The 24788-nt window shown below is 63.9% G+C and carries 21 protein-coding genes; 14 read left to right on the forward strand and 7 right to left on the reverse strand.

Annotated elements, in window-relative coordinates; all coding sequences use genetic code 11:
• Window positions 1-2 precede the first annotated feature (2 nt).
• The 14 genes from EA187_RS09730 to argH all read left to right on the forward strand — a co-directional run bounded on the left by EA187_RS09730 (window position 3) and on the right by argH (window position 17599).
• On the forward strand, window positions 3-1814 hold the full coding sequence (locus EA187_RS09730; protein WP_127780139.1) for an ArnT family glycosyltransferase: 1812 nt from the start codon (window positions 3-5) through the stop codon (window positions 1812-1814).
• Window positions 1815-1893: 79 nt separating this feature from the next.
• On the forward strand, window positions 1894-2493 hold the full coding sequence (locus tag EA187_RS09735) for a hypothetical protein (protein ID WP_127780140.1): 600 nt from the start codon (window positions 1894-1896) through the stop codon (window positions 2491-2493).
• Window positions 2494-2529: 36 nt separating this feature from the next.
• Entirely contained in the window at window positions 2530-4428 is a 1899-nt protein-coding gene (gene uvrC / locus EA187_RS09740; protein WP_127780141.1) for an excinuclease ABC subunit UvrC, read from the forward strand.
• 261 nt (window positions 4429-4689) lie between these two features.
• Window positions 4690-5778, forward strand: a complete 1089-nt coding sequence (locus EA187_RS09745; RefSeq protein ID WP_164856168.1) for a foldase protein PrsA — start codon at window positions 4690-4692, stop codon at window positions 5776-5778.
• Between the two features lie 444 nt (window positions 5779-6222).
• The gene (locus EA187_RS09750) at window positions 6223-7209 is read left to right on the forward strand and encodes a malate dehydrogenase (protein WP_115603889.1); all 987 of its coding nucleotides are present in this window, start codon (window positions 6223-6225) and stop codon (window positions 7207-7209) included.
• A 256-nt stretch (window positions 7210-7465) separates the two neighbouring features.
• Window positions 7466-8299: a PP2C family protein-serine/threonine phosphatase gene (locus tag EA187_RS09755; protein WP_164856169.1), complete on the forward strand. Its 834-nt coding sequence runs from the start codon at window positions 7466-7468 to the stop codon at window positions 8297-8299.
• Between the two features lie 82 nt (window positions 8300-8381).
• Complete coding sequence (locus EA187_RS09760; protein WP_115603885.1) at window positions 8382-9380, forward strand: N-acetylornithine carbamoyltransferase; 999 nt, start codon at window positions 8382-8384, stop codon at window positions 9378-9380.
• A 69-nt stretch (window positions 9381-9449) separates the two neighbouring features.
• Window positions 9450-10652 (forward strand): argininosuccinate synthase, encoded by a 1203-nt coding sequence (locus EA187_RS09765; protein WP_127780144.1) that lies wholly within the window; start codon window positions 9450-9452, stop codon window positions 10650-10652.
• Between the two features lie 3 nt (window positions 10653-10655).
• On the forward strand, window positions 10656-11819 hold the full coding sequence (locus tag EA187_RS09770) for an acetylornithine deacetylase (RefSeq protein WP_115603881.1): 1164 nt from the start codon (window positions 10656-10658) through the stop codon (window positions 11817-11819).
• A gap of 159 nt (window positions 11820-11978) precedes the next feature.
• Window positions 11979-13343, forward strand: coding sequence for a hypothetical protein (locus EA187_RS09775; protein ID WP_127780145.1), 1365 nt, complete (start codon window positions 11979-11981; stop codon window positions 13341-13343).
• A 133-nt stretch (window positions 13344-13476) separates the two neighbouring features.
• Entirely contained in the window at window positions 13477-13773 is a 297-nt protein-coding gene (locus EA187_RS09780; RefSeq protein ID WP_164856170.1) for an SMR family transporter, read from the forward strand.
• Between the two features lie 193 nt (window positions 13774-13966).
• A complete protein-coding gene (locus EA187_RS09785; RefSeq protein ID WP_115603875.1) occupies window positions 13967-15292 on the forward strand; it encodes an acetylglutamate kinase in 1326 nt (441 codons plus the stop codon).
• A 61-nt stretch (window positions 15293-15353) separates the two neighbouring features.
• Window positions 15354-16298, forward strand: coding sequence for an N-acetyl-gamma-glutamyl-phosphate reductase (gene argC / locus EA187_RS09790; RefSeq protein ID WP_127780146.1), 945 nt, complete (start codon window positions 15354-15356; stop codon window positions 16296-16298).
• Entirely contained in the window at window positions 16295-17599 is a 1305-nt protein-coding gene (gene argH / locus EA187_RS09795; protein ID WP_127780147.1) for an argininosuccinate lyase, read from the forward strand. The genes argC and argH overlap by 4 nt, the downstream gene beginning before the upstream one ends.
• Before the next feature lie 117 nt (window positions 17600-17716).
• On the opposite strand, the gene EA187_RS09800 is transcribed toward argH, so the two are convergent.
• The 7 genes from EA187_RS09800 to EA187_RS09830 form a co-directional block, all read right to left on the reverse strand.
• Window positions 17717-18106, reverse strand: coding sequence for a SpoIIAA family protein (locus tag EA187_RS09800; RefSeq protein ID WP_164856171.1), 390 nt, complete (start codon window positions 18104-18106; stop codon window positions 17717-17719).
• A gap of 330 nt (window positions 18107-18436) precedes the next feature.
• The gene (locus tag EA187_RS09805; protein ID WP_127780148.1) at window positions 18437-19708 is read right to left on the reverse strand and encodes a hypothetical protein; all 1272 of its coding nucleotides are present in this window, start codon (window positions 19706-19708) and stop codon (window positions 18437-18439) included.
• Between the two features lie 103 nt (window positions 19709-19811).
• Window positions 19812-20528, reverse strand: coding sequence for an ABC transporter ATP-binding protein (locus EA187_RS09810; RefSeq protein WP_115603866.1), 717 nt, complete (start codon window positions 20526-20528; stop codon window positions 19812-19814).
• Entirely contained in the window at window positions 20525-21757 is a 1233-nt protein-coding gene (locus EA187_RS09815) for an ABC transporter permease (protein WP_127780149.1), read from the reverse strand. The genes EA187_RS09810 and EA187_RS09815 overlap by 4 nt, the downstream gene beginning before the upstream one ends.
• A 2-nt stretch (window positions 21758-21759) precedes the next feature.
• Window positions 21760-23019 carry an ABC transporter permease gene (locus EA187_RS09820; protein WP_127780150.1) on the reverse strand — a complete coding sequence of 420 codons (1260 nt, stop codon included), beginning with the start codon at window positions 23017-23019 and terminating at the stop codon, window positions 21760-21762.
• The gene (locus tag EA187_RS09825; RefSeq protein ID WP_127780151.1) at window positions 23016-23849 is read right to left on the reverse strand and encodes an outer membrane lipoprotein-sorting protein; all 834 of its coding nucleotides are present in this window, start codon (window positions 23847-23849) and stop codon (window positions 23016-23018) included. The genes EA187_RS09820 and EA187_RS09825 overlap by 4 nt, the downstream gene beginning before the upstream one ends.
• Window positions 23846-24517, reverse strand: coding sequence for a TetR/AcrR family transcriptional regulator (locus tag EA187_RS09830; protein WP_127780152.1), 672 nt, complete (start codon window positions 24515-24517; stop codon window positions 23846-23848). The genes EA187_RS09825 and EA187_RS09830 overlap by 4 nt, the downstream gene beginning before the upstream one ends.
• Window positions 24518-24788 lie beyond the last annotated feature (271 nt).

Raw genomic sequence — 24788 nt, forward strand, 5'->3', positions numbered from 1 at the left:
CTGTGACCCCATCAGACTCCCCAACCTCTTCGCCGGGCTACAGCCCCACCGACCGCCTCGACTGGCTGATCGCACTTTTGATCTTCGCCGGGTCGGTCGCCCTGCTCCTTGCGACCCCGCAGATGGGCTTTACCCGTGATGAAGGCTTCTACTTCCACGCGGCCTCCCAGTACATCGGCTGGTTCGAGGATCTCTGGAAGAACTTCCACACCGGTGAGCTTGCCATCAGCTTTACCCAGGCCAACATCGACCGGCACTGGAGCTACAACCCGGAACATCCGGTGTTGATGAAGGCGGCCTTCGCGCTCTCCCATAAGATCTTTTACGAGCTTCTGGGGTGGATGGGCCCCTCCACCGCGCTGCGCTTTCCGACGATGCTCACCGCCGGCTGGCTCTTAAGCGGGGTCTACCTCTTTGGCCGTCAGCTCGGCGGCAGGCTTGCGGGGCTGGTGGGTGTGGGGGCGCTCTTTTTGCAGCCGCGCTTTTTCTTTCACGCCCACCTGGCCTGCTTCGATGTGGCCGTGGCCGCGATGAACTTCTGGGTGGTCTACGCCTACTGGCGAAGCCTGCAATCACGCGGCTGGGCGGTGACCACCGGGCTTTTGTTCGGCCTGGCACTCTCCACCAAGCTCAACGCCTTCTTCTTGCCCATCACGCTCGTGATGCACTGGCTGCTCTCCCGCGCCGGTGAGTTTCGCCTGGTGGGCAGCTGGCGCAACGGGGGGCTGCGCATCCCGAAGATTCCTGCGGCCTTCTGGGCGATGCTCACCCTGGGGCCGATCCTCTTTTACGCGCTCTGGCCGCGCCACTGGTTCGATACCTTTGCGCGCATCCGCTGGTACATGAACTTCCATCTCAAGCATGAGCATTATTTCGTCTACTACTTCGGCGAAAACCTGCAGAACCCGCCCTTTCCGGCGAGCTACCCCTGGGTGATGACGCTGGTGACGGTGCCGGCAACGATCCTTGTGGCCTTTGCGCTGGGGTGTTTTGTCTGGATGCGCCACTACGGCGGTCGAGCCACGCTTGATGCCTGGAAGGCAGCGCTCAAAGCGCGTCGGCTGCCCTCCTCGGTCGATCCACGTGGAACCGGGCTGCTCTTTATCATTCACATGATCTTTCCCATCGCCCTGATCGCCCGGGCCGAGACGCCGATCTTCGGAGGGACCAAACACTGGATGCCGGCGATGCCCTTTCTGGCGATCATCGCCGGTGTGGCGGTGGCGTTTCTGACGACGCAGCTGACCACCATGCTCAGCGCGCGCAACGTCTCCGGGCAGGGTTCCTCCAGCCTCAGTGCTCCGTCACGGGGAGCGACAAGCCCCTTTATTTACGCGGCGTTCGGCCTTCTACTCGGCGGAGCAACGCTCGCTCCCGCGGCGCTGGCCACCCACACCAACCACCCCTTTGGCACCTCCTACTACAATGAGCTCATCGGCGGGCACCGCGGGGCGGCCGACGCGAAGATGTTCCGCCAGTTCTGGGGCTACGCCTCGCGCCAGGGGCTACCCTGGCTCAATGACCATGCCGAGGAGGGCGGCCGGGTCTGGATTCATAACGTCGTGAACACAGCCTGGCGCATGTACCAGGCAGAAGATCTGGCCCGCGACGATCTCCGAGCGTTCCGCATGCAAGGCAGCGACTATGCGCTCTACCACCAGCAAAAAGCGTTCGTGTATCTGCTCCTCCCCCTCTGGGAGGAGTACGGCACACTGGCCCCGCGTCATGTGGTGGAGCTTGAGGGCGTGCCGCTGATCAGCGTGTATGAGCGTGTCCATCCCGACACCCTGAAGTTTCCCGAGGTGCGTCGCTAGTCAGCCTGTGCCGCTTCGACGTATCGTCATGATCTGCCTGCCGGATTCAGCCTTAAACCTACTGTTTTATGGAGTTTGAATGAGCGCCCTTGCCGACATCCTCGAGCTTGCCCGGGCCCCGACCCTCGACACCGACGCGCTGGCTGCCGCCCTCGACGCAGCCGACGCCACCACACGTCTAGCCTTTGTGCGCGCGCTCACCCCGAAGATGCAGCGCCGCCTCTTTGACGCGGCCACCCGTCCGGTCACGACCTTTGATATCGTCCCCGAAGACACCGCCCCACTTCAGGAAGTGATCTGCGAGGGGCGCAACACCCTGCCGGCCTTTCGCCTCTTTCAAAAACGCTTCTGCACGCCATCGCCCGAACACCGGCCGGACAAGCGCCGGATGCTCTGGGGCTACAACCACCAGACCCTCTCGGGGATTACCGGCCCGGGCTACTTCGTTGCCTACGATGATAGCGACTCCGGCGAACTGGTGATCGATTATCGCGAGCTTCCGCCGGAGCACCCGGCCCAGTGGCCGCAGATCCTGGACAACCGCGCTCGCCTGGGGCGATTTGTGTATGCCGGCATGGTCGACCGGCTGCGCGGCCTCTCCGACCATGTGACGATCGGGCGCGCCTACAAGGCCAAACCCATGAACGCCTGGTTTGCCCTGGTGCGCATCGACCCCTGAGACTTCTGAGCTTCCCCCACCCCGGCGCTCTTCCCTATGGCAGCATCCGACGAGCCCTACGATATCCAGGCGCGCCTCTCCACCATCCCGCATAAGCCGGGGTGTTACCTGATGCGCGACCGCCGCGGTCGCATCATCTACATCGGCAAGGCCAAAGACCTCAAAAACCGCGTCCGCAACTACTTTCAGTTGCACGGCGATCCGCGCCCCTTTGTGCGTCGGCTGCCGCAGATCCTGGGGGATATCGAGACGATCATCACCGCCTCCGAGAAAGAGGCGCTGATCCTCGAAAACACCCTGATCAAGGCACATAAGCCGCGCTACAACGTGCAGCTCAAAGACGACAAATCCTTTCTGTCGCTGCGCGTTGATAAGCATCAGAAGTGGCCTCGCGTCGAGGTGATCCGCAGCAAAGGAAGCTCCAAAACAAAGCCCGGACAGCGCACCTTCGGGCCCTATTCCTCGGCCTACGCGATCCGCCAGACGCTCCAGGTGCTCAACAAGCATTTTATGCTGCGCACCTGCCCCGATCACGTGCTCAACAACCGCTCGCGCCCCTGTTTGCAGTATCAGATCAAACGCTGCCCGGGCCCCTGCGTGCTGCCGGTGGATAAGGAGCGCTACCAGCAGGACGTCAACCAGGCGGTGATGTTTCTGGAGGGGCGCGGTGATGAGCTCGTCGAGCGACTGCGCGAGAAGATGGAGCACGCCAGCGAAGAGCTTGAGTTTGAGCTGGCCGCGCGCTACCGCGACCAGATTCAGGCCCTCGAAAAAGTACTGGAGCGCCAGGTGGCCGTGGGCCATCGCGAGGTCGACCAGGACGCCTTTGGCTTCTACCGCGAAGGCGACCGGCTGACCTTTCAGGTGCTCTTTATCCGCCGCGGGCGCCTGGAAGGGGCGCAGTCCTTCTCGTACACCGATCAGGAGTTCCCCGATGAGGAGCTCTTCTCGAGCTTCTTGAACCTCTATTATAACGCCGGCAACCACGTGCCCAACGAGGTGCTTTTGCCACTGACGCTGGAGGAAGAGGAGGTTGAGGCCTTTGAGGAGCTCTTCAGCGAGCTGGCCGGCCACCGTGTCTACGTGTTGAGCCCGCAGCGCGGTGCCAAGCGGGCGCTGATCGCCACCGCCCAGACCAACGCTCGCCATAGCTTTGAGGAAGAGCACGCCCGAGAGGAGCGCGCCCGCGACCTCCTCGAAAAATTGCAGGGACGGCTGAAGCTGAAAAACCTCCCGCGACGCATCGAATGCTACGACATCAGCAACCTGCAGGGTGCCCAGGTGGTCGGCTCGCTGGTGGCCTTTATCGACGGGGAGCCCGCCAAATCCGAATACCGCCACTACAAAATGCGCCTGGTGCACGGGCAGGACGACTTTGCATCGATGCACGAGATGCTCACGCGCCGCTTAGGTAAGGTCGCCAGGGGCGACGACGATCCGCCCGACCTGATTGTGGTCGACGGCGGCAAAGGCCAACTCGGCCAGGCCATGGCCGTCATTGAAGATCTGGGGCTGCACCACATCGATGTGGTCTCCCTGGCCAAGAGCCGCGTCGATGAGGTGGGCTTTGACGATCCGGAGGTCACCCGCAGCCCGGAGCGCGTCTTTTTGCCCGGGCGTAAAAACCCGGTGGTCCTGCGCCAGAACTCCGCCGAGCTCTACCTCTTGCAGCGGGTGCGCGACGAGGCCCACGACTTCGCCATTGGCTTTCATAAACAACTTCGGCGTAAGGCCAGCCTGCGCTCCAGTCTGGATGATATCCCGGGCATCGGGCCCAAGACCAAGCGCGCGCTGCTTCGCCATTTTGGAAGTCTGGTCAAGATCAAGGCCGCGACCCTGGAGGATCTTCAGGGCGTGGAAGGCGTGGGCCCCTCGACCGCCGAGGCCATCCGTGGCTTTTTTCATCCGCCCGGCGCAGATCCACCGGCCGGCTAAAGCGCGCAGAATCACCGCAAGCCCCCGGCCCCCTGCCCCCCGCTCTTGGAAGGGGTGACCCGGGCCCTACCTTTCAAGGGCATGGCGTTCGGGGGGAGACCCGACGACACTGGCCGCCTCCCCCCGAACGTGCGTCCGCTCCCACCTTATGCTACACAGCCCATTCAATGCTGCTCGCCACGGATGCGTCATTGCCCGGCGCGCCTTTTTTTCCAACGCTTCGCTCGCTCCGATGTTGCGGAGCTCGTCATGGAGATTGCTATGTTTTTGAAAAAGACTGCGCTGACGTCCATCCTGGCGCTGCTGCTGGCGGCCTGCTCCTCCAGCGCGTCTGTGCCGGATGAGGCCCCCACCAGCGACGCGCCGCAGTACCGCTCGGCCAGCCTCGACGGCGAGGAAGGCGCTTCCCCCGCCTCCGAGCCCCAGGCCGAGAGCGCGGGCACAATCGCGGCGGTCGGTCCGGTGGCCAGCGTCAACGGGGAAGAGATCAGCGCCGAGGAGTTCAACACCCAGATCGCCATGCTCCAGTCCCAGGCCCAACTCCCCCCGGAGTTGCTCCAGCAGATGTCATCGCAGATCATCGAGAACCTCATTGACCAACGTCTGGTCAATCAGGCCATCGAAGAATCCGGTGTGGAGCCCAGCGCCGAAGAGATCGACGCCCGCCTCCAGGAGTACCGCGAGGAGTTTGAGACCAGCGCCCTGGAGATGTACGGCGAAGAGATCAACTTCGATGATTACATCGCCCAGGCCGGTATCAGCCCCGAAGAGATCCGCGAGTCGGTCTACCAGGCTGTCGCCATCGAGAAGATCCTCAAAGCCGATGGCCTTCAGCTCCCGGGCGAAGACGAAGCACAGACCTTCTACAACGAGAACCCCGAGGCGTTCACGCGCGGCGAAGAGGTACGCGCGCGCCACATCCTGGTACGCGTCGACTCGGAAGCCCCCGAAGACTGGGAGGCCGCTCGCCAGGAGGCCCAGGAGCTGCACGCCCGCGTCACCGGTGGTGACGACTTCGCCGAAGTTGCCCGCGAAAGCTCCGACGATGGCTCGGCGCAGGCCGGCGGTGACCTGGGCTCCTTCGGCCGCGGCCGCATGGTCCCTGAGTTCGAAGAGGCCGCATTCTCGCTGCAGGTCGATGAGATCTCCGAGCCGGTTCGCTCCGACTTCGGCTGGCACATCATTCAGGTCACCGAGCGCAACGACGAAGAGGTCATGAGCTTTGACTCGGTCAAAGAGCAGCTGACCCGCGAGCTTCGCAACCAGGCTCTGCAGGAGTCGCTGGGCACCTACGTCGCCCAGCTTCGTGAAGAAGCCGAGATCGAAACCTACCCCGAAAATATTCAATAATATCAAACACTTAAGCAAATAAACACACACACTTCCTGTGTAAAAAACGCGGCGCCCTTCTCACGGAGGGGCGCCCTTTTTTATTCAGGCCCCTTCGGCGCGCGCCGCGTACATCACCACGACACAAACCTGAGCTACGACGCCATCGCCTGACCGAACGTTGCCCGCCGCTCCGCCTCCTTGTATCGAAAGATCGAGACGCAGGATGTTTACGGTCTGCATCCATCACGCGCGATAAACGCCATCCCCTTCGACGCGCCCATCGGCACGCCAAAGCCGCTCGCTAACCTGCCGGCGGGAGCCGCAGATGGCCGGGGAATTCCCCCACCGTACAGCTTAAAAGCATGAGCACGGCTTGACACCCGGGTGGCCAGGACTTACCCCTTCGGCGTCTATTTTTGGCCCGCCCCCTTCCCCACTTGCTGCTGTATCAGGAGCGAATTTATGACGAAGCCTGTCCGCGTTGCTGTCACCGGTGCTGCCGGTTCGATCGACTACTCCCTGCTCTTCCGCATCGCCTCGGGCGACCTGCTGGGTAAGGACACCCCGGTGATCCTTCAGCTCATCGAGATCACCCCGGCGATGCAGGCTCTGGAAGGGGTCGCCATGGAGATCAACGACTGCGCCTTCCCGCTTTTGCAGGACATGATTCTCACCGACGATCTCAACAAAGGCTTCGACGGTGCCAACCTGGCGCTGCTCGTGGGCGGGATGCCACGTAAGGCGGGCATGGAGCGCGCCGACCTGATCCGCGCCAACGGCCCGATCTTCACCGGCCAGGGCAAAGCCATCAACGACAACGCCGCCGATGATGTGCGCGTGGCCGTGGTTGCCAACCCCTGCAACACCAACGCGCTGATCGCCATGCACAGCGCTCCCGACGTGCCCAACGAGCGCTTCACCGCCATGACGCGTCTCGATGAGAACCGCGCCAAGAGCCAGCTTGCGGCCAAGGCCGGCGTGGCCGTGGCCGACGTCAAGAAGATGGGCATCTGGGGGAACCACTCCAATACGATGTACCCGGACTTCTTCAACGCCACCATCGGTGGCAAGCCGGCCACCGAGGTCATCAGCGACCACGCGTGGCTCAAGGGCGACTTCATCTCGACGGTGCAGCAGCGTGGCGCGGCGATCATCAAGGCGCGCGGCTCCTCCTCGGCGGCCAGCGCTGCCAACGCGCTCATCGATCACGTGCGCGACTGGTTCACCGTGACCCCCGAAGACGACTTCCACGCGATGGCCGTGCCCTCCGACGGTTCCTACGGCGTGCAGGAAGGCCTGATCTACTCCTTCCCGGTTCGCTGCGACGGCAAGGGCGGCTACGAGATCGTGCAGGGCATCGAGCTCAACGACTTCTCCAAAGAGAAGCTCAAGGTCACCGAAGCGCAGCTCCTTGAGGAGCGCGAAGTGGTCGCCGACCTGCTCACCTGAGTTCGCGACATGCCGATGCGAGTTCGCCACCACGCTTAAGGCGACTCCCATCTTAAAACGCCCCCGGCACCTTGAGGTGCCGGGGGCGTTTTTTTATCAGACCTGCCCGATGGCGGGGGCATTCAAGCTGGACGCGGCTGGGTTCGAGCTTAAATTTTCTGAAGTTTCTCTCGACCGACCACCACATCCCGGGGGGATGATCTCAAGCGCCGGAGTGCGCGTGCGTGCGCCCCCTTCCGCATCATCGGAGACTGCCATGCACACCTCCCAGGCCGCCGCCCACGCCGCATCCACCCAAGATCGCGCTCGCAGCGCGGGCTGGGAGCTGCGCTTTGCGGCGATCACAGACATTGGCATGCGCCGCACGGTCAACCAGGACGTCTATCTGCTTCACCCCTCCCGCCGGCTCTACGCGGTGGCCGATGGGATGGGCGGTCACGAGGGCGGTGAACTTGCCGCCACACTCGCCATTGAGACACTCGCCGCCTACTTCGATGAGGTGGGCGATATGATCGAGAGCACTCCCCAGGACCGTCGATCGCTGCAACATAACCTTGTGGCGGGCATCAAGCTCGCCAACGCCGCCGTCTACCAGGAGGCCGCCGAGCGCGGCACCCACCGCGGCATGGGCACCACGCTGGTCGCTCTCACCTTCGACGAGACCCGCGCCTACTGGGCGCATGTCGGCGACAGCCGCCTCTACCGCCTGCGCAACGGCCAGCTGGAACGCCTCACCCGCGATCACTCTCTGCTCGAAGAGACCCTGGAGCGCCATAACATCACCTCCTCGGATGCCTCCGAGTTCATCGCTAACTTCCCCTACAAACACGTGCTCACCCGCGCCGTCGGAAGTCAGTACTGCGTCGATGTCAGCGTTGCCTTCTCCCAACTTGTGCCGGGAGACATCTTTCTGGCCACGACCGACGGGGTGCACAACGCCTTGAGCGATGAGGAGTTGGCCTCGGTATTGCGTGACCATGCCGATGACTTAAGCGCTGCCTGCCAGGCCATCGCTCAGCTCACACTGAGCCGCGGTGCCCCCGATAACCTCACCGCCCTTCTCGTCGAGACCCACACCCCGGGGCGTTGACCCGCCTGCGCTTTGCTCCTACCATCCCCGACCTTGACCGGCGGCGCTTCGCGCCGCCCCCTCGGCCGATGATGGAGCGCGCATGCAACACTTTCTGACCACCGCCGACTGGAGCCGCCCCCGACTGCAGTCGATCCTCGACGACGCCCGTAATCTCAAGGCGGAGCCCTACCAGGCCCGACTCCGCAACAAGACGATCGCTCTGATCTTCTTTAACCCTTCGTTGCGCACCCGCTCCTCCTTCGACATCGGAGCCCACCAGATGGGCGCCCACGCCGTCGTGCTTGAGCCCGGCAAGGGTTCCTGGCCGATGGAGTTCGAGCTCGGCTCGGTCATGGACCAGACCGCCGAGGAGCACGTCCGCGAAGCTGCCCGCGTCCTCTCCCGCTACTGCGATCTGATCGCGGTGCGCGCATTCCCGCAATTTGAAGACTGGCAGGTCGACCGCCAGGATCGCGTTATTCACGCATTTGCAAAGCACGCCACCGTGCCCGTCATCAACATGGAGACCATCACCCACCCCTGCCAGGAACTCGCCCTGATGCTCACCCTGCAGGAGCGCCTGGGTATGGTCGACGGCATGAAGTTCGTGCTCACCTGGACCTACCACCCCAAACCGCTCAACACCGCGGTGGCTAACTCCGCGCTGCTCATCGCCTCGAAGTTCGGCATGGACGTCACCCTGCTCTGCCCCAACGAGGACTACATCCTCGATGAGCGCTACATGGGGCTTGCGCGCCAGTATACTTCCGAGCAGGGCCGCAGCCTCACGGTGACCCATAACATCGAAGAGGCCTACTCCGGCGCCAACGTCGTCTACGCCAAATCCTGGGGGGCGCTCCCCTACTTTGGCCGCTGGGACGAAGAAAAACCTGTGCGCGATGCTCACAAGCACTTCATCGTTGATGCCGAGAAGATGGCGCTGACTGATAACGGACTCTTCAGCCACTGCCTGCCCTGTCGCCGCAACGTCAAAGTTACCGACGAGGTCATCGACAGCCCCAACTCGCTGGTCATTGATGAGGCCGAAAACCGCCTGCACGTTCAAAAAGCTCTGATGAGTACCCTCATCAACGGCTGAGATCACACCACATCCCCGCAACACCGCGCCCTCGTCTGCGCGCGCGCCTCACCCCCAACGGAGCCCAAGATGTCCAGTAACACCGTCGTACTCGCCTTCTCCGGAGGCCTCGATACCAGCTTCTGCGTCCCCTACCTCAAAGAGAAAGGCCTGGACGTGGTCACCCTCTTCGTCGACACCGGCGGAGTCGATGACGAGGAGCGCGCCTACATTGAAGCCCGCGCCATCGAGCTCGGTGCGGTCGCCCACCACACCGTCGACGGCGGCGATGACATCTGGGAAGAGGTCGTCGTGCCCCTTGTTCAGGGCGGCGAGATCTACCAGCAGCAGTACCCCCTGCTCTGCTCGGACCGCTATATTATCGTGCGCAAATCCCTGCAGCTCTGCCGGGAGCTGGGCACCAAAAAATTCGCTCACGGCTGCACCGGCATGGGCAACGACCAGGTGCGTTTCGACCTGACCGTCAAGACCCTGGGCGACTTCGAGATCCTTGCCCCGATTCGCGACATCCAGCAGGATCACGGCAACGTGCGCGAGTACGAAAAAGCCTTCCTCGAGGAGCGCGGCTTCTCGACGCGCGCCAAGGCCTCGCGCTACACCATCAACGAGAACCTCCTCGGCGTGACCACCTCCGGCTCCGAGGTCGACGAGTGGGAAGCCCCCGGCGATGAGACCTACCAGCTCACCGCGCACCCCTCCCAGTGGCCACGCGAGGCGCTGCGCGCCTCGATCACCTTTGAAGAAGGCGTCGCCGTGGCTCTCGACGGCGAAGCCATCGCCGGCCCCGAGCTCATCTCGGTGCTCAACAAGCGCTTTGGCGCCTACGGCGTCGGCCGCGGCTACTACACCGGCGACACCACCGTCGGTCTCAAAGGCCGCATCGTCTTCGAAGCTCCCGGCCTGACCTGCCTTCTGGCCGCCCACCGCGCGCTCGAAGAGGCTGTCTCCACCGGCTACCAGAACCAGTTCAAGCCGGTCGTCGCCCAGAAATGGGTGGAGCTCGTCTACAAGGGCTTCTTCTACGAGCCGCTGAAGTTCGACCTTGAGGCCTACATCGAGAGTTCCCAGATCTTCGTCAACGGCACCGTCACCCTGGAGACCTGGGGCGGAAAAGTCAGCGCGGTAAAGATCGACTCCCCGCACATCCTGCGACGCGCCGGTGCCGTTTACGCCCAGTCCGCCGACTGGAACGTGACCGAGGCCGAAGGCTTCATCAAACTCCTCGGCCAGAGCTCGACCTTGCACGCGCTGGTCAACAGCGACGAGGACTGAGCCATGGCCGACGACCTCCTCAAAGCGACCCTGGAGCATCTTCGCGCGCTGGTTGGCTTTAAGACCCCCAACCCGCCGCGGGAGATGCGCGCCGGTGAGGGCATCTTCGCCTACATCCGCAGCGAGCTCTCAAAAGCTCCGGGAGACTTCATCATCGAGGAGGTCGACCTGGGCGAGGGCTGCGTCTGGCTTTATGCCAGACGCGGCCAGCCCGACCTGCTTTTTAATGTGCACCTGGACACCGTCCCGGCCGCCCCCGACTACAGCGCCGATCCCTGGACGCTTCGCATCGAAGAGGGACGCGCGATCGGCCTGGGAGCCTGTGACATCAAAGGCGCGGCTGCTGCATTGATCGCGGCAGCCCAGAGCAGCGAAGGCCCCTGCGCGCTGCTCTTCTCCAGCGACGAAGAGGCCGGTCAATCCCGCTGCGTACGTGAGTTCTGCGCGCGAGCGCAACACGCCTACGATGCGGTCCTTGTGGCCGAACCCACCGGCGTGCGCGCGGTGCTCGCGCACCGCGGCATCCGCACCTTCAGCGGCACCTTTCACGGCCGCGCCGGCCACTCGTCGGGCCCCCGCGCACTCGAAGAGAGCGCCCTTCATAACGCCGCGCGCTGGATCGCCGGGGCGGTCGAACACGCGCGTCAGGCACGCGACGGCGACACCCGAGAGACAGCCAACTCGGAGGTGGGCGGCTGGGAGATCACCCGGCACCTGCGCGGCCATTGCTTCAACGTTGGGGTAGTTGAAGGCGGCAAAAAACCCAACATCGTCGCCCCCTCAGCCTTTCTTCGCTGGGGCATTCGCCCTCGCCCCGGTGACGATCCCGGCGCGGTCGCACAGGACTTCATGGCGTTGGCCGAGGCCGACGCTGTCACCTGGCAGGACGGCTTTGTAGGGCCCTCGCTGCCGGCCGACTTCGGCCCTGAGGGGCACGATCTGCTTCAACGCGCCTCCGAGATCTGCGCGCGCTACGCATTGCCTGCGGGCCCCGCCGTCGACTTCTGGACCGAGGCCGCCCTCTTCTCCCAGGCCGGCCTGCCCGCCATTGTCTTCGGGCCCGGCGATATCGCTCAGGCCCATACGGCCGACGAATTCGTCGCTCTCGAAGACCTGGAGCGCATCGCCGAACACTACCGGCGACTCATGAGCCCGGCCATCGCCTGACCCACCGCTCAGGTCACATCGCCCGACGCTCTCATGGGCGTGGCGGCCCCGGTTCGCCACGACCTTCGCAGCAGAGAAGTTGCCTCCGCCCCCCTGGAGCGCTAACGTGGCCTCGTTCCAGTGGATTGTCCCCTCTCCGCGAGCCCGACTGTGACTCTGTTGCCATCTGCCGCTTCGATTCTACGCCCGTCGATCCTCGCCATCGCCGCAGCGCTCACCACCAGCTGCTCGCTGACGCTGGAGTTGAACCAATGTGTCAGTGACGAGGAGTGCGGCGTCACCGGTCAGTGCCTCGACGGGCTGTGTAAAGAAAATGAGCGCGTTGAGATCACCAGTCACATCGTCGAAGACACCGTCTGGACCGCCGACAACACCTACCTGCTCAAAGACCTGGTGATGGTCGTCGCCCCGGCCACCCTCACCATTGAGCCGGGAACACGCATTCTGGCCGAACGCAGGGCCGGGCTGGTCTCACTAAAAGGTGCCAGACTCGTCGCCGAGGGTCGACGCGACGCCCCCATCGTCTTCACCAGCGCCAGACCTGTGGGCCAGCGCCTGGCAGGCGACTGGGCAGGGCTCGCCATGGTGGGCCGCGCCCCCACCAACCGCGTTGACTTCAACCTGCGCATCGACAGCGAACAGGACACCAGCGTCGGCGGCAGCGACGAGGCCTGGGACTGCGGTACCCTGCGCTACGTGCGCGTGGAGTTCGGCGGCGCCGAGCTCTCCAACGGGCGAAAAGCCCTCAAAGGCATCACCCTGGCCGGCTGCGGCAGCGACACCACCATCGAATACGTGCAAACCCACCTGAGCGACGATGATGGCATCGCTGTCTTCGGTGGAAGCGTTGATCTGCGCTACGCCGTGAGCACCCGCGCACAGGACGATGGCCTCGACGTCGACACCGGATGGCGCGGCACCGCACAGTTTTTGGCCATTCAACAAGATATCAACAGTCGCGAAGGCATCGAGATCGAAAACCTCGCTGAAGATACCGATGCTCTGCCCCAGACCGACGCGCGCATCTACAACTTCACCATCATTGGCTTCAATCGTGACGGCGATCGTCAGCGCGGCATCTACTACAAACTCGGCGGCCTGGGCACGCTCTCCCATGGCATCGTCATCGGTCAGGACGGCGCCGGACTGCATATCGAAGGCCCAGAATCCATCGCACACGCCAATGAAGGCCGCGTCATCGTCGAGAACACCCTCTTCTTCAACCAGGGCGCAAGCGGCGAGGAGCACTTCGAACCCGATGTTCCCGGCGACGAGTCCCCTTCGCTGGGCGACTACAGCGCGTACCAGACCGCTGAGACAGGAAACCGCTTCGGCGTCGACCCGGGCTTTGCCGACCCGTACAACCTCGGCAACCCCACCTGGATCCCGGCCGCGGAGCACACCACCGACCGCGATCTTGTGCGTCCCCCGGAAGGTTTCGACCCGACCGCGGTTTACCTCGGAGCCTTCTCGCCAAGCGCCGCTCCCTGGACCGAAGGCTGGACCTCCTACCCTCTCAACTGATTCGGAATCCCTCGCCAGATGCTCCACGACCTGATGGGGGGGCCTGAAAGAGCGCCGTCTGCGGACGTGTGACACACATCACGCCCCACGCATGTCCCCTCCGGACGTCCTGTCCGCACGCAGGCTTCCCATCATGCCCAGACTCTACCTCTTTGCGGTCGGTCTTCTGAAGACCGCCCGGGCCGCTGGCCTTAAAGCCTCCAACGGCTTCCGTCGCCGGCTCCCCGCGCTACATACGATGATCGCCGTGGTCGGCAGTTTCGGACTGCTTTCACGGGCCCTTCACACGCTTCTCCCGGGCACCGCCAATGCTGCCCGGGCGGGTATCGGTGCGGCGGGAGCCGCGGTCTTCAGGCAGTTCATCTTCAACAAGACAACGAGCAATGGCCGCATAGGCTTCCGGTCAGCGGTGCGCCTGGCCTCTAGCTAACGCCCCCCGTTGACCGCCCCGCACGTGTGTTACCGCATGATGCGAAGGCCTTAAAAATGCCTCCCGCTCCTGCGCGTTCTTCACGCGCCTGTCACCTTCCTCGCTCCTGATGCTCGCCACGGTTGCATCCCCTGCCTTCGAGCACTACCCTCGCGCCGCCAGCGCCCCTCCCTCCGCACGACGAGGCCTTCCCATGCCGGACACCCGTAACACCATCGTTCGTCTTCTCCAGAATATCGGCAGCCGCAAAGAGGTCGAGCAGTACCTCAAGCAGTTCGCCAGCGTGGAGTCCAAGCAGTTCGCCGTCATTAAAGTCGGCGGCGGGGTACTGCGACACGACCTGGAGGCGCTGGCCAGCTCCCTGAGCTTTCTGCACCAGGTGGGGCTCTTTCCCATCGTCGTCCTCGGCGGCGGCCCGCAACTTAATGAGGCGCTCGACGAAGCCGGCATTGAAACCCCGCGCATCGATGGCATGCGCGTGACCTCTCCAGACGCGCTGGAAGTCGCCCGCAAAGTCTTCCGTGACGTGAATCTCCAGCTGGTCGACGCGCTGGAAGCGCTCGGAACCCACGCCCGCCCCATCACCAGCGGCGTCTTTGAAGCCGAACTCCTCGACCACGAGCGCTTCGGCCTCGTCGGCGAAGTCCGCGGCATTCACACCGAAGCCATCGTCTCGGCCATCCGCAGCGGATGCCTGCCCATCCTCTCCAGCCTCGGCGAGACCCCCTCGGGTCAAATCGTCAACATCAACGCCGATGTTGCTGCCCGCGAGCTCGCCCTGCGCGTAGAGCCTTTTAAGATCGTCTTTCTCACCCCCACAGGCGGCCTGCTCGATCAATACGAGCGCATCATTCCCTCGGTGAACCTCACCGAAGACTTCGACAGCCTGATGCAGCAAGACTGGATTCACTCCGGGATGCGCCTCAAACTTCAGCAGATCAAAGAGCTCCTCGACAAACTCCCGCTCTCCTCCTCGGTCTCCATCACCACCCCCGGGCAGCTCGCACGGGAGCTCTTCACCCACCGCGGCTCGGGCACCCTGGTGCGACGCGGCGAAGCCGTTCATTGCCATCCCAGCCTCGATGGACTTGATACCGGGCGCATCCGCGAGCTTCTCGAAGCCTGCTTCCAACGCCAGCTGGCCGAAGACTACTTCTCGCTCAAACCCTTTCATCGCATCTACCTGACCGACTCCTATCGGGCCACGGCCATCCTCACCATGGAGGAGGGCCTGCCCTACCTCGATAAGTTCGGGGTGACCCGCAAAGCCCAGGGCGAAGGACTCGGCCAGTCGCTGTGGGCGCGTATGAAGCGCGAAAACAGCAAACTTTTCTGGCGTGCGCGTACCGAAAACCCCATCAATAAGTGGTACTTCCAGGAATCCGACGGCACCTACCGCGAAGGTCCCTGGACAGTCTTCTGGTACGGCATGGAGAGCTTTGAAGAGATGAAGCGCTGCGTGGAGATCGCCCTGGCAATGCCCGCGACCTTCTTCGAGCACGCCGTCGCCGACACCTGAGCTTTTTTCCTCGGTGCCCCCTACCTTTGAAACCTCCCCCTCGCCACACCCCGAGCCGCATATGCACAAAAAACGCGTCGGACTGATCGGCGCCCGTGGTCACACCGGCGCGCAACTCATCCCCATGCTCGCTCGCCATACCGGCGTGGAGCTCGCCAGCGTCAGCTCCCGGGAGCTCGCCGGCGAAGCGGTCAGCGACCACATCCCCGACGCCCCTGCGGGACTTCGTTTTGAGGCGCTTGCCCCGGAAGACGTCGCCGCCCTGGACCTCGACGCCGTCGTCCTCGCGCTCCCCAACGGCGTGGCATCGCGTTTTGTCGAGGCCATCGACAGCGCCGGCACCCAACCGATCATGATCGACCTGAGCGCCGACCGACGCTTCGACGCCGACTGGATCTACGGTCTCCCCGAGCGCAACCGCGATGCCATCACCACCGCACGGCGCATTGCCAACCCCGGCTGCTACGCCACCGGCATGCAGCTTGCGCTTCTGCCTTTCGTCGATCGTCTGGCCAGCGCGCCGAGCGTCTTCGGCGTCTCCGGCTACAGCGGCGCCGGCACCACACCTTCGCCCAAGAACGACCCGGAGGTGCTGCGAGATAACATCCTTCCTTACGCCCTCACCGGTCATATTCACGAGCGCGAAGTCAGCCATCAGCTTGCGCACCCGGTCGTCTTCATGCCTCACGTGGCCCCCTTCTTTCGGGGGATCACCCTGACGATCGCCTGTGAACTCACGCGCCCCCTCAGCCCCGCAGAGGCCTTTGACCTGGCGCGCTCACACTATGAGAACGAAGCTCTCATCACGGTCAGCGAAGAGATCCCGCTGGTGCGCGACGCTGCCTTGACCCACCGCGTGAACATCGGCGGGTTCGCCACCACTTCCGAGGGGCGCCTGACCCTGGTTGCCACGCTCGACAACCTGCTCAAAGGCGCCGCCACCCAGGCGATGCAAAACCTCAACCTCGCCATGGGCTTTTCCGAGCTTGAAGGAGTCCTCCAATGACGACGCCCCTCTGGGACAAAGGTCAGGCGGATATCGACCGCGAGTTGATGGCGTTCACCGCCGGCGAAGATGTCATCCTGGACCGCCAACTCTTCCGCTACGACATTCAGGCCAGCACCGCGCACGTTCGCGGTCTGGGACGCATTGCCATTCTCACCACCGAGGAAGTCGACGCCCTCACAGGCGCGCTCCAGGACCTCGACCTTAAGTTTGAGGCGGGCGATTTTCTGCTCGACGATCGCTTTGAAGATGGCCACTCCGCCATCGAGTTCTACCTCACGGAAAACCTCGGCGAACTGGGCAAAAAAGTTCATACCGGCCGCAGCCGCAACGACCAGGTGCTCGTCGCACAGCGCCTCTTTTTGCGCACTGCGCTGGGTCGCATCGCCGAGCACAGCCTTGCCATCGCCGGCGTATGTCTGGAGCGCGCTGACCAGGCGCGCCACACACCGATGCCCGGCTACACCCACCTTCAGCGCGCCGTGCCCTCCTCGGTGGGCATGTGGTTCGCGGGCTTCGCCGAGGCCTTCATCGACAACGCGGAGCTCGCCCGGGCCACCGCACACTGGCTCAACGCCAACCCCCTGGGCACCGCAGCTGGCTACGGCGTCAACCTTCCCCTCGATCGCAGCAGGGTCGGCGAAGAGTTGGGCTTTGAACGCATGCAGATCAACCCGATCTACACCCAGAACAGCCGCGGAAAATTTGAACTTCAGGCCTTAATGGCGCTCCTACAGGCGTTACTCGACCTGCGCCGCCTCGCCTGGGACTTAAGCCTCTTCACCACCGAGGAGTTTGCCTTCGTCGATCTTCCCGACGCCTACACCACCGGCTCCTCGATCATGCCCAACAAGCGCAACCCGGATGTGGTTGAGCTGCTTCGGGCCGCTACAAGCCCGGCGATCGGTGCGGTCAATGAACTCCTCTCGCTCCTTTCGCTTCCCAGCGGCTACCATCGCGATCTTCAGCACACCAAGGGACCGGTATTGCGATCCCTGACTCGCGGCATCACCGCCCTGGGACTGACCGCCCCGCTGCTCCAGGCGCTGCGCTTCGATGAGGAACGCCTCAAAGGCGCCATCACCGGCCCGATGTACGCCACGGACCGCGCCGTCGAGCTCACCACCACAGGCGTGCCCTTCCGCGACGCCTACCGCCAGGTAGGCGCGGAGCTCGACCAGCTCAACGCGCGCACCCCGGCCCAGAGCCTGCAGAGTCGCACGTCGCCCGGAGGCTGCGCCGATCTGCGCCTCGACGTGCTCCAGAAGCGACTTGAACAGCTCGCGGCATCACCTGCCTGAAGACGCTGCCACAAGCCATCCTCCCCCTCCCCGGAACCACCTTCCGGCCCGAACACCGGCGAGGCGATGCTGCCACACGTGCATCGCCTCGCCAGATTCGGGAGCATGCCGGGCTTTTTAGACCTGCGCCCCCGGTGACGCGGCAGCCCGTCCGCCTCGAACCCAGCGCTCGGCCGACTCCTCCTCCCCCACATCAAAATAACGCACCTCGGTGTGCATCAGTGGCGCACTCATCTGGCCTATCCAGGCGTCTTCGCGCGCATCGCCCACCACGCCAAAACGCATCACCGAGGCCAGCTCGCGCTGAGTTAGTCCGAGTTCCTCCCACACGCTCGACGCATCGAGCCCCTCGGTCGACTCCACGACCACCAGCATATTGAGCTGGCCGTGCTCCCCAAAATAGCGTTTCAGACGCGGGATCACGCGATCGTAGTCCTCCCCCTGAACACGACCGTCGACGCGTAAGATCACAAAGTTGCCACCCTTCGGATTGTCCAACTCGAACATGTCTCCCCCAGGTTCTGGTTGTCTCAAATCCATCACCGGTTGCGACCACCACCGCCTCGCCACGGTGGCACAACCCTCCGGCCCGACCGCGCCTCTGGCACCCGACGCGCACGCCGATGCAAACCTCCCACGCTACGCCCCGACACACCGGCGGTCGCAACCTCTAAAAAATCTACGCGCAGCCTCCCCGGTTGCGAGCCCCAATCGCCTCCCACCGCGTGGATGGAACGTCGCTTCGCTTGCCTGCCCGAAACGTAGCGCTTCGGTCCCCTCCAGCGATCGCTGCCCCTCCTGGCCACCACGAGACGCGAGCCTTCCGCGTGTTTCGCACTAAAAGAACCCCCGAAACTGCAGGTAATAAAACCCGCCGTAGGCCCCGAACTCACTGCCAATCTCAGGCTGAGGCAACAGACTCACCCGCTCTCCGATCCCCTCAAATGCCCCGAAGCTCACATCCGAGTGGTCCGAGAGCGCATAGAAGAGCGAGGGGCCCACAAGCACACTACCATCGAGCACGTTCACCTGGGCGGTCACATTCGCCTGCAGCCTCCCCTCGCCCTGATAGCCCACGATGGCGCCGACGTAGTGCTGCCCCAGATAGTACGACTCCCCCCGGGCCAGAGCCTCCTGAACTGCGGGCTCCAGATAGCGTTCCGCCTCGCTGACCCCCGTGCCATTATAGTGGTACTCCGCCCCCACCACCCAGCTGCGCCGCAACACATCCGCTCCGAGCGTCACCCGGGGTCGAAACCCGGTGCGCTCATCACGCTCCAGCGGCACATACCCCTGCGCCCTGGCCTTCCACTCCGAGAAGTCGTAGCTCACTCCGAGCAAGAGCGCCGCCCGTTTCCAGAAACGCCCTCCCCCCACCGACACATCCGCATCGCCAATGGTCCGCGATGCGCGCAGACCGAAGGATGCGTCCTCCCAGCCCCCCCGGTCCGAGATCACCATATCAAGCTCCACCCCGGCGCCCGGGTAGAGGAGCACCCGTGCCGCATCGACGCCGGGCTTCTCGGTCTGATCGAGCTCCAGCGGACTGAACTGCGCCCAGACATCGGCCACCGGAAAAAGAATCGAGTTTCCCCAGGTGATCGCCTGGCGTCCCACCACAACTTCGCCCCAGGACGCAAAGTAGCGCAGCACCAGCCGGTCCACGTCATGGGTCAGGCGCACACCGGGCTCATCGATCAGATTCCACTCCCAGTCCACACTGCGCGCCGGCGTCACGCTGCTTCCCAGCCCGTAACTTCCCCCCTCTTCCAGCAACGCCCCGGAGACCACCCGGGACAGAAGACGTTGATCAAACTCCACCATCAACGCCCCCCCCAGGCTTGCGCGCCATTGCAGTCGAAGCGCCTGTCCGTGCAAACCTCCGTAGGTTGCATCCCCCTCAATCCCCGGTCGCACCACCCCGCCGGCACTCTGGACATAGCCACCAAGATTCAGCCCGTAGCCCTCCCCCTTCAGGAGCTCCCACGCATGCGCATCGCTCCCGGGGAGAAGCACCGCCATCGCACATAGCAGCGCCAGAATCCCCGCCCGGGCCCGCCTCTGCCCATCGTCATCTCGCCCCTGCTGATCCCGACCTCGCCCGTCCATCGCCGACCTCCTCAAACCCGCCCTCGGTTCCCCCGGGCCCTCTCCTCGCCACAGGCAAACGGATGCACTCCGCCCGATGGCACGAAGGCCCCTGCATCGACACTTATGCGCCCTCGTCCCGCTCATCCGCCACCACCCGACCGCTGTCGAGCCGAATAACGCGCCGCGCGCGTTCGATGACCATCTCGTCGTGCGTCGAAAATACAAAGGTCACGCCCCGCTCCTTGTTGAGCTCCTGCATCAGGTCGAGCAAAGACGCGCTCGTCGCGCTGTCCAGGTTCGCCGTGGGCTCATCCGCCAGCACAAGCCGAGGCCGACTTCCCAGTGCGCGCACCACCGCCACCCGCTGCTGCTGCCCGCCGCTCATCTCATGGGGTTTGCGATCTTTGTAATCCGCCAGCCCCACGCGCTCAAAAAGCGGGTCGAGGATGGCGTGACGCTCCTCCTTACTCACCCCCTGCATCAGAAGCACAAACTCGGCGTTTTCCCAGGCGGTGAGCACCGGAATGAGGTTGTAGGCCTGAAATACAAAGCCAATATGCCCCAGCCGATACTCCGCTGCCTGAGAGCGGCTCATTCCGCTGACGCGCTCCCCCTCAATGCGCACCTCGCCAGAACTCGGATCATCGAGGCAACCGATCATATTGAGCAGCGTCGTCTTTCCCGAGCCCGATGGTCCGGCCAGAGACGTAAACTCTCCGGCCTCCACCTTCAGGTTGATGCCCCGCAGCGCCCGCACCTCCACCTCACCCTGGTGGTAGATGCGCTCCAGGTCCTTCACCTCGATCAAGGATGCGCTCTCGCCAGCTGATTCACTCATTCGTAGAACCTCATCGCCTGCGACGGTGCCAGGCGCATCGCCCGCACCGCCGGATACACCGCGCTGATCATCACCACGGCCAACACCATCGCCGATGCCAGAAGCCAACGCCCCGGCTCCAGATGGCTGCGCACCACGAGATCATTCATCGCAATGCCCGCCATCTCCATATCCCCCACACCCATCGCCGCCATGTCGATCCCCACCTGAGCGATCGTCAGGTGCCCCGCAATGCCCAGAACAAAGCCCGCAAACATGCCGACCAACGCCAGATAAAGCGCCTCCCAGATCACCAACCACCCGACCTGCCCCGGGCCCACACCCAACGCGCTGAGCAGGCCGTACTCCCGAACCCGCTCCATCACTGCCATCAAAAAGGTGTTGGCGATCGCGAAGAGCACGATCAAGAAGATCACCACAAAGTAGATCCCGTTGACCGCCGCATCGAACTCCAGGAGGCCACTCATCTCCGGGACCGCCTGCTCCCAGCTCAACACCTCCAACGCCTGCGCCCCCTCGACCTGCTGCAACGCCGCGATCACCTCATCCTGAGCCTCCACCTCGCTCACCAGCACCCCGACCTGCGTCAGCGCATCCCCCATTCCCACCGCCTCCTGCGCAACCTCCAGCGGCGCATACGCCTGCAGGTCGGCCTCCCCGGCCATGCCGCTTCTGAGAAGTCCGCTGACATAGAAAAGTGCGCGCGTCACCTCCCCATCAACCCGCGACGCCGTCAGCACCACCTTATCGCCCACCGAGACATTTAGGCGATTCGCCAGCCCCTCGCTGATCACCACCGGCGCGTCGTACTCACGTGAGAAAAACGCCCCCTCCACCAGGTCATCCCGCAGGTCAGCCAGAGGCTGCTCCCGCTCCAGCACCACCCCGCTCAAACGCACCGCCTCATTGCCACGGGCGCTGGAGAGCAAGCCGTTGATGATCACCCGCGGCATCACAGCTTTAACCTCGGGCAACCCCTCCGCGCGCACCATCACCGGCCCGGGATCGGCCACCACCACATCGCTCCCCTGCCCCTCCCACCAGCCGGCTCCGTGCACCAGCACACTTCCCCCGGTGGCCTCCCGGGCCTTCTCCTCCATCCGCGCGTAGCTATCCGCGCTGATCCCCATGGAGATCAACATCAGTCCGAACGAGAACGCAATCGCCGAGGCAATGATCACCGTCCTCGTGCGATTCCTCCACAGATTGCGCCAGGCGATCTTCCACATCCTCAGCTCCTCCCTGAGATCGCCGGTGCGATCTCCACCCGCGCGCTCTGCGTGGCCGGCCACAGCCCGCACAACAGACTCACCACAACCATCACCACCGCCGGCTCGACAACCGTGCGCCATCCCACCGTCGTGTAGATGCGCTCATCAAACGAGACCCCCATGTAACTAAAGGAGGTCTGTGGCGAGAAGATCGACAGATCCAGGCCAGCACTGGCGTGATAGAGGCTCAAACTGGCCCCGAGCACCACACCAAGCAACGCCCCCATCACCCCGAGCACCATCGTTTCCAGCACCACGATCCAGAAGAGGCGCCGCGGGCTGACCCCGATCGCCATCAACACCCCGAACTCTCTGCGACGCTCCAGCGCGCTCATCCGCTGGGTGTTCATAATGCCCAGACTCGCCACCAGATAGATGATCAGATACATCACCGCGTTGCTGCTCCCGGTCAGTTCCACGAGCTCGGCGATGCTTGGCAAAACCTCCTGCCAGGGCCGCACCGCCATCTCCTGCTCACTGACGAGCTCTTCGATCACCGGCGAGAGCCGCTGAGCAAGCGCTGGCGCCTTCGAGAGATCGGCAGCCCCGATCACAACCTGGTGCACCTGCCCCTCAAGCGCCCCCAGGTAGCGCGCCCGCTCCAGATGCACATACGCCGCCTGCCGATCGATGATCGAGGTGCCGGTACGCACCACTCCGACGACCTCAAAGACATCGTTTCCAAGCGAGCCGTCGGCAGCCTCCAGAAAGACCACCAGCTCATCACCCACCTGGGCCTCAAGCTGGCGCGCCAGGCGATCGCCGAGCACCACCTCCCCGAGCCCCTCGACCGGATCCTCATCGGCCAACCAGCGTCCCTGGACCACCGCCTCTTCCACCGGCGTGGCCCGGGCTTCAAGCTGCGGATCCACACCGAGAATCTGCGCCACCTGCGAGCGCTGCTCATCGCCCAGAAGCCCGAAGAGGCGTACGCGGGCGCTCACCGCCTCAACCCCCGCCTCACCTCCCAGCCGCTCAAGCCCCTGCGGCGTCATCTCAAAAGAACGGTAGATCGCCGGCTCCTCCACGTAGTCTGAGCGCTCAATCTGAACCTGCAACGAATCCAACGCTGTGCTCCCCCGCACCATGGCCCCCATCCACCCGTCGAGAAAACTCACCGTCCAGATCATCATCGCTACCGCCAGCGCCACCCCTCCCGAGGTCAGCACGCTGCGCCAACGGTTGCGCAATAGATTTCGAAGTGCCAGGCGCACAATCATCGCGTCCTCGCCACGCGTCGCAAGCCCTGGCGCGTAAAGGTCGAAGCCTCCACAGGCACATCAAAGGCCATCTCCACATACTCCATCCGCGTGTATTCCCCGGGCTTCGCCGGCAGCACTGTCACCACCGCGGGCAAGCGCCGACCACCAAGCTCGCGCACCCCCGAGAAGTTCATGGTTCGCTCCACCGCCCCGCCTGAATAGAAGCGCGCGCGGTGCGGAAGTCCATCCTCTGCGCTGACCTCGTAGAGCACCTTCTCCCAGACCACCGGCGCCCCCTCTCGGGGACGAAGCTCCACCTGCACAACCCGCTCCCCATCGAGCTCCGCCCAGCGCAGCGCGGCATGATAGTCCCTCTCCAGGCTCGTCTCGCGCATCAGATCGTCGTTGGAGAAATGACTTCCCATCCACGCCTCACTCAACATCCCGGTCGGCACGCGGATCAGGCGGTCGGCACGCGGCGCGTAATTCCAGAGCCCTTCCTCCGAGCGCAATGTCGCTGTGCCAGCCTCCCTGGCCGGCGAGCGAATCACCATCAGCGCTTCATCTCGCCCCCGGCTCCACTGCTCGATCTCCAACTCCCGGGAGCCCCGCTCGTTGACGACCGTCATCTTCAACCGTCCCCTTGAGCTTGACGCCATATAGAGCCGATCAAGCCGCTCCAGAACATCGCTCAGCTCCGGCAACGCCTGCTCCGGCGCATTCGCCTCTCCCCTGACACTCGCCACGCTGCCCGGCTCGGGCGACTGCGCGTCGCTCACAAGCGGCGTCACCGCCACGACCAGCCCCAGCACCACTGCACCTCTCCATCCAGAGCCCCGCTTCCTCATCGCCTCTCCTCCTTAGCTTCCACATCCCACGACCCACGCTGAGCGGGACTCCAGAGACGCCGGTACGCGTCGAGCGCCCGCATCAAAAACACCTCGACATCGCCCCCTTCCATCGCATCGATATGCTCAAGCATCCATCGATCCGACGCCTCTCCCATGGCCATCGTCATCGTCACAAGCCACTCCAGCGGTACATCCTCGCGCACCAGCCCCAGCTCTCGCCCACGCTCCAACACCCGCTCGGTATGGCGCTCCCCCCACGCCTGAACCTTCGCCGCCGCCTTCTCCGAAATCCCTCCAGCCCCACCCGATTTCAGAGAGCGCACCAGCCGCACGTACCAGGTATCCCGACGCAGCGCCTCCAACCCCAGGCGCCCCATCCGCTCGATCTCCGACCAGAACGTCTCCTCGGTCAGCGCATCGACATCAAACCCACCCAGCCGACTTAAAAATCGCTCGCTTGCCCGCGTAAACACCGTCGCGAAAAGATCCGCTTTGTCCTCAAAGTAGTAATACAACGAGCCCTTACTGATCTTTGCCCGCCGGATGATCTGATTAACCGACGCTGACTCATAGCCGCGCTCGGCAAACTCCTCACCGGCCGCCTCCAGGATCTCCTCCTGGCGCTCCCCATCCAGTTTCTCAAAACGCGTCCTGACCACGCTCATCACTCCTGCTCTTATCCCAACGGCTCCGCACTCCCGACCGGCGCGCCGCAATCGTCTTACCAGCACTTCGACCTAGCGTTCAAACCACACAGTTAGACCACCTGGTCCACACATAATAAGATAGAATCAAACATAATCAAGAGCAGCACGATCATCTCCTGGAACGCGCCTCTATCACCCCGCAGACCGCTTGCTGCACAGGCCCCGCTTCCCCCCGACGAGCCGCCCTGAGCGCACGGGTCAAGTCGTCGCCCCCCCCTTGCGGTGTCGC

Source organism: Lujinxingia sediminis (assembly GCF_004005565.1).
GTDB classification, from domain to species: domain Bacteria; phylum Myxococcota_A; class Bradymonadia; order Bradymonadales; family Bradymonadaceae; genus Lujinxingia; species Lujinxingia sediminis.

Excerpts from the sequence above, each read along its gene's own strand:
- EA187_RS09770 (WP_115603881.1), top strand. The coding sequence starts at position 10,656 with ATGGCCGACGACCTCCTCAAAGCGACCCTGGAGCATCTTCGCGCGCTG.
- uvrC (WP_127780141.1), top strand. The coding sequence starts at position 2,530 with ATGGCAGCATCCGACGAGCCCTACGATATCCAGGCGCGCCTCTCCACC.
- EA187_RS09800 (WP_164856171.1), bottom strand. The coding sequence starts at position 18,106 with ATGTTCGAGTTGGACAATCCGAAGGGTGGCAACTTTGTGATCTTACGC.
- EA187_RS09805 (WP_127780148.1), bottom strand. The coding sequence starts at position 19,708 with ATGGACGGGCGAGGTCGGGATCAGCAGGGGCGAGATGACGATGGGCAG.
- EA187_RS09735 (WP_127780140.1), top strand. The coding sequence starts at position 1,894 with ATGAGCGCCCTTGCCGACATCCTCGAGCTTGCCCGGGCCCCGACCCTC.
- EA187_RS09745 (WP_164856168.1), top strand. The coding sequence starts at position 4,690 with ATGTTTTTGAAAAAGACTGCGCTGACGTCCATCCTGGCGCTGCTGCTG.
- EA187_RS09830 (WP_127780152.1), bottom strand. The coding sequence starts at position 24,517 with ATGAGCGTGGTCAGGACGCGTTTTGAGAAACTGGATGGGGAGCGCCAG.
- EA187_RS09750 (WP_115603889.1), top strand. The coding sequence starts at position 6,223 with ATGACGAAGCCTGTCCGCGTTGCTGTCACCGGTGCTGCCGGTTCGATC.
- EA187_RS09760 (WP_115603885.1), top strand. The coding sequence starts at position 8,382 with ATGCAACACTTTCTGACCACCGCCGACTGGAGCCGCCCCCGACTGCAG.
- EA187_RS09785 (WP_115603875.1), top strand. The coding sequence starts at position 13,967 with ATGCCGGACACCCGTAACACCATCGTTCGTCTTCTCCAGAATATCGGC.
- argH (WP_127780147.1), top strand. The coding sequence starts at position 16,295 with ATGACGACGCCCCTCTGGGACAAAGGTCAGGCGGATATCGACCGCGAG.
- EA187_RS09815 (WP_127780149.1), bottom strand. The coding sequence starts at position 21,757 with ATGTGGAAGATCGCCTGGCGCAATCTGTGGAGGAATCGCACGAGGACG.
- EA187_RS09820 (WP_127780150.1), bottom strand. The coding sequence starts at position 23,019 with ATGATTGTGCGCCTGGCACTTCGAAATCTATTGCGCAACCGTTGGCGC.
- argC (WP_127780146.1), top strand. The coding sequence starts at position 15,354 with ATGCACAAAAAACGCGTCGGACTGATCGGCGCCCGTGGTCACACCGGC.
- EA187_RS09780 (WP_164856170.1), top strand. The coding sequence starts at position 13,477 with ATGCCCAGACTCTACCTCTTTGCGGTCGGTCTTCTGAAGACCGCCCGG.
- EA187_RS09765 (WP_127780144.1), top strand. The coding sequence starts at position 9,450 with ATGTCCAGTAACACCGTCGTACTCGCCTTCTCCGGAGGCCTCGATACC.
- EA187_RS09810 (WP_115603866.1), bottom strand. The coding sequence starts at position 20,528 with ATGAGTGAATCAGCTGGCGAGAGCGCATCCTTGATCGAGGTGAAGGAC.
- EA187_RS09755 (WP_164856169.1), top strand. The coding sequence starts at position 7,466 with ATGCACACCTCCCAGGCCGCCGCCCACGCCGCATCCACCCAAGATCGC.
- EA187_RS09825 (WP_127780151.1), bottom strand. The coding sequence starts at position 23,849 with ATGAGGAAGCGGGGCTCTGGATGGAGAGGTGCAGTGGTGCTGGGGCTG.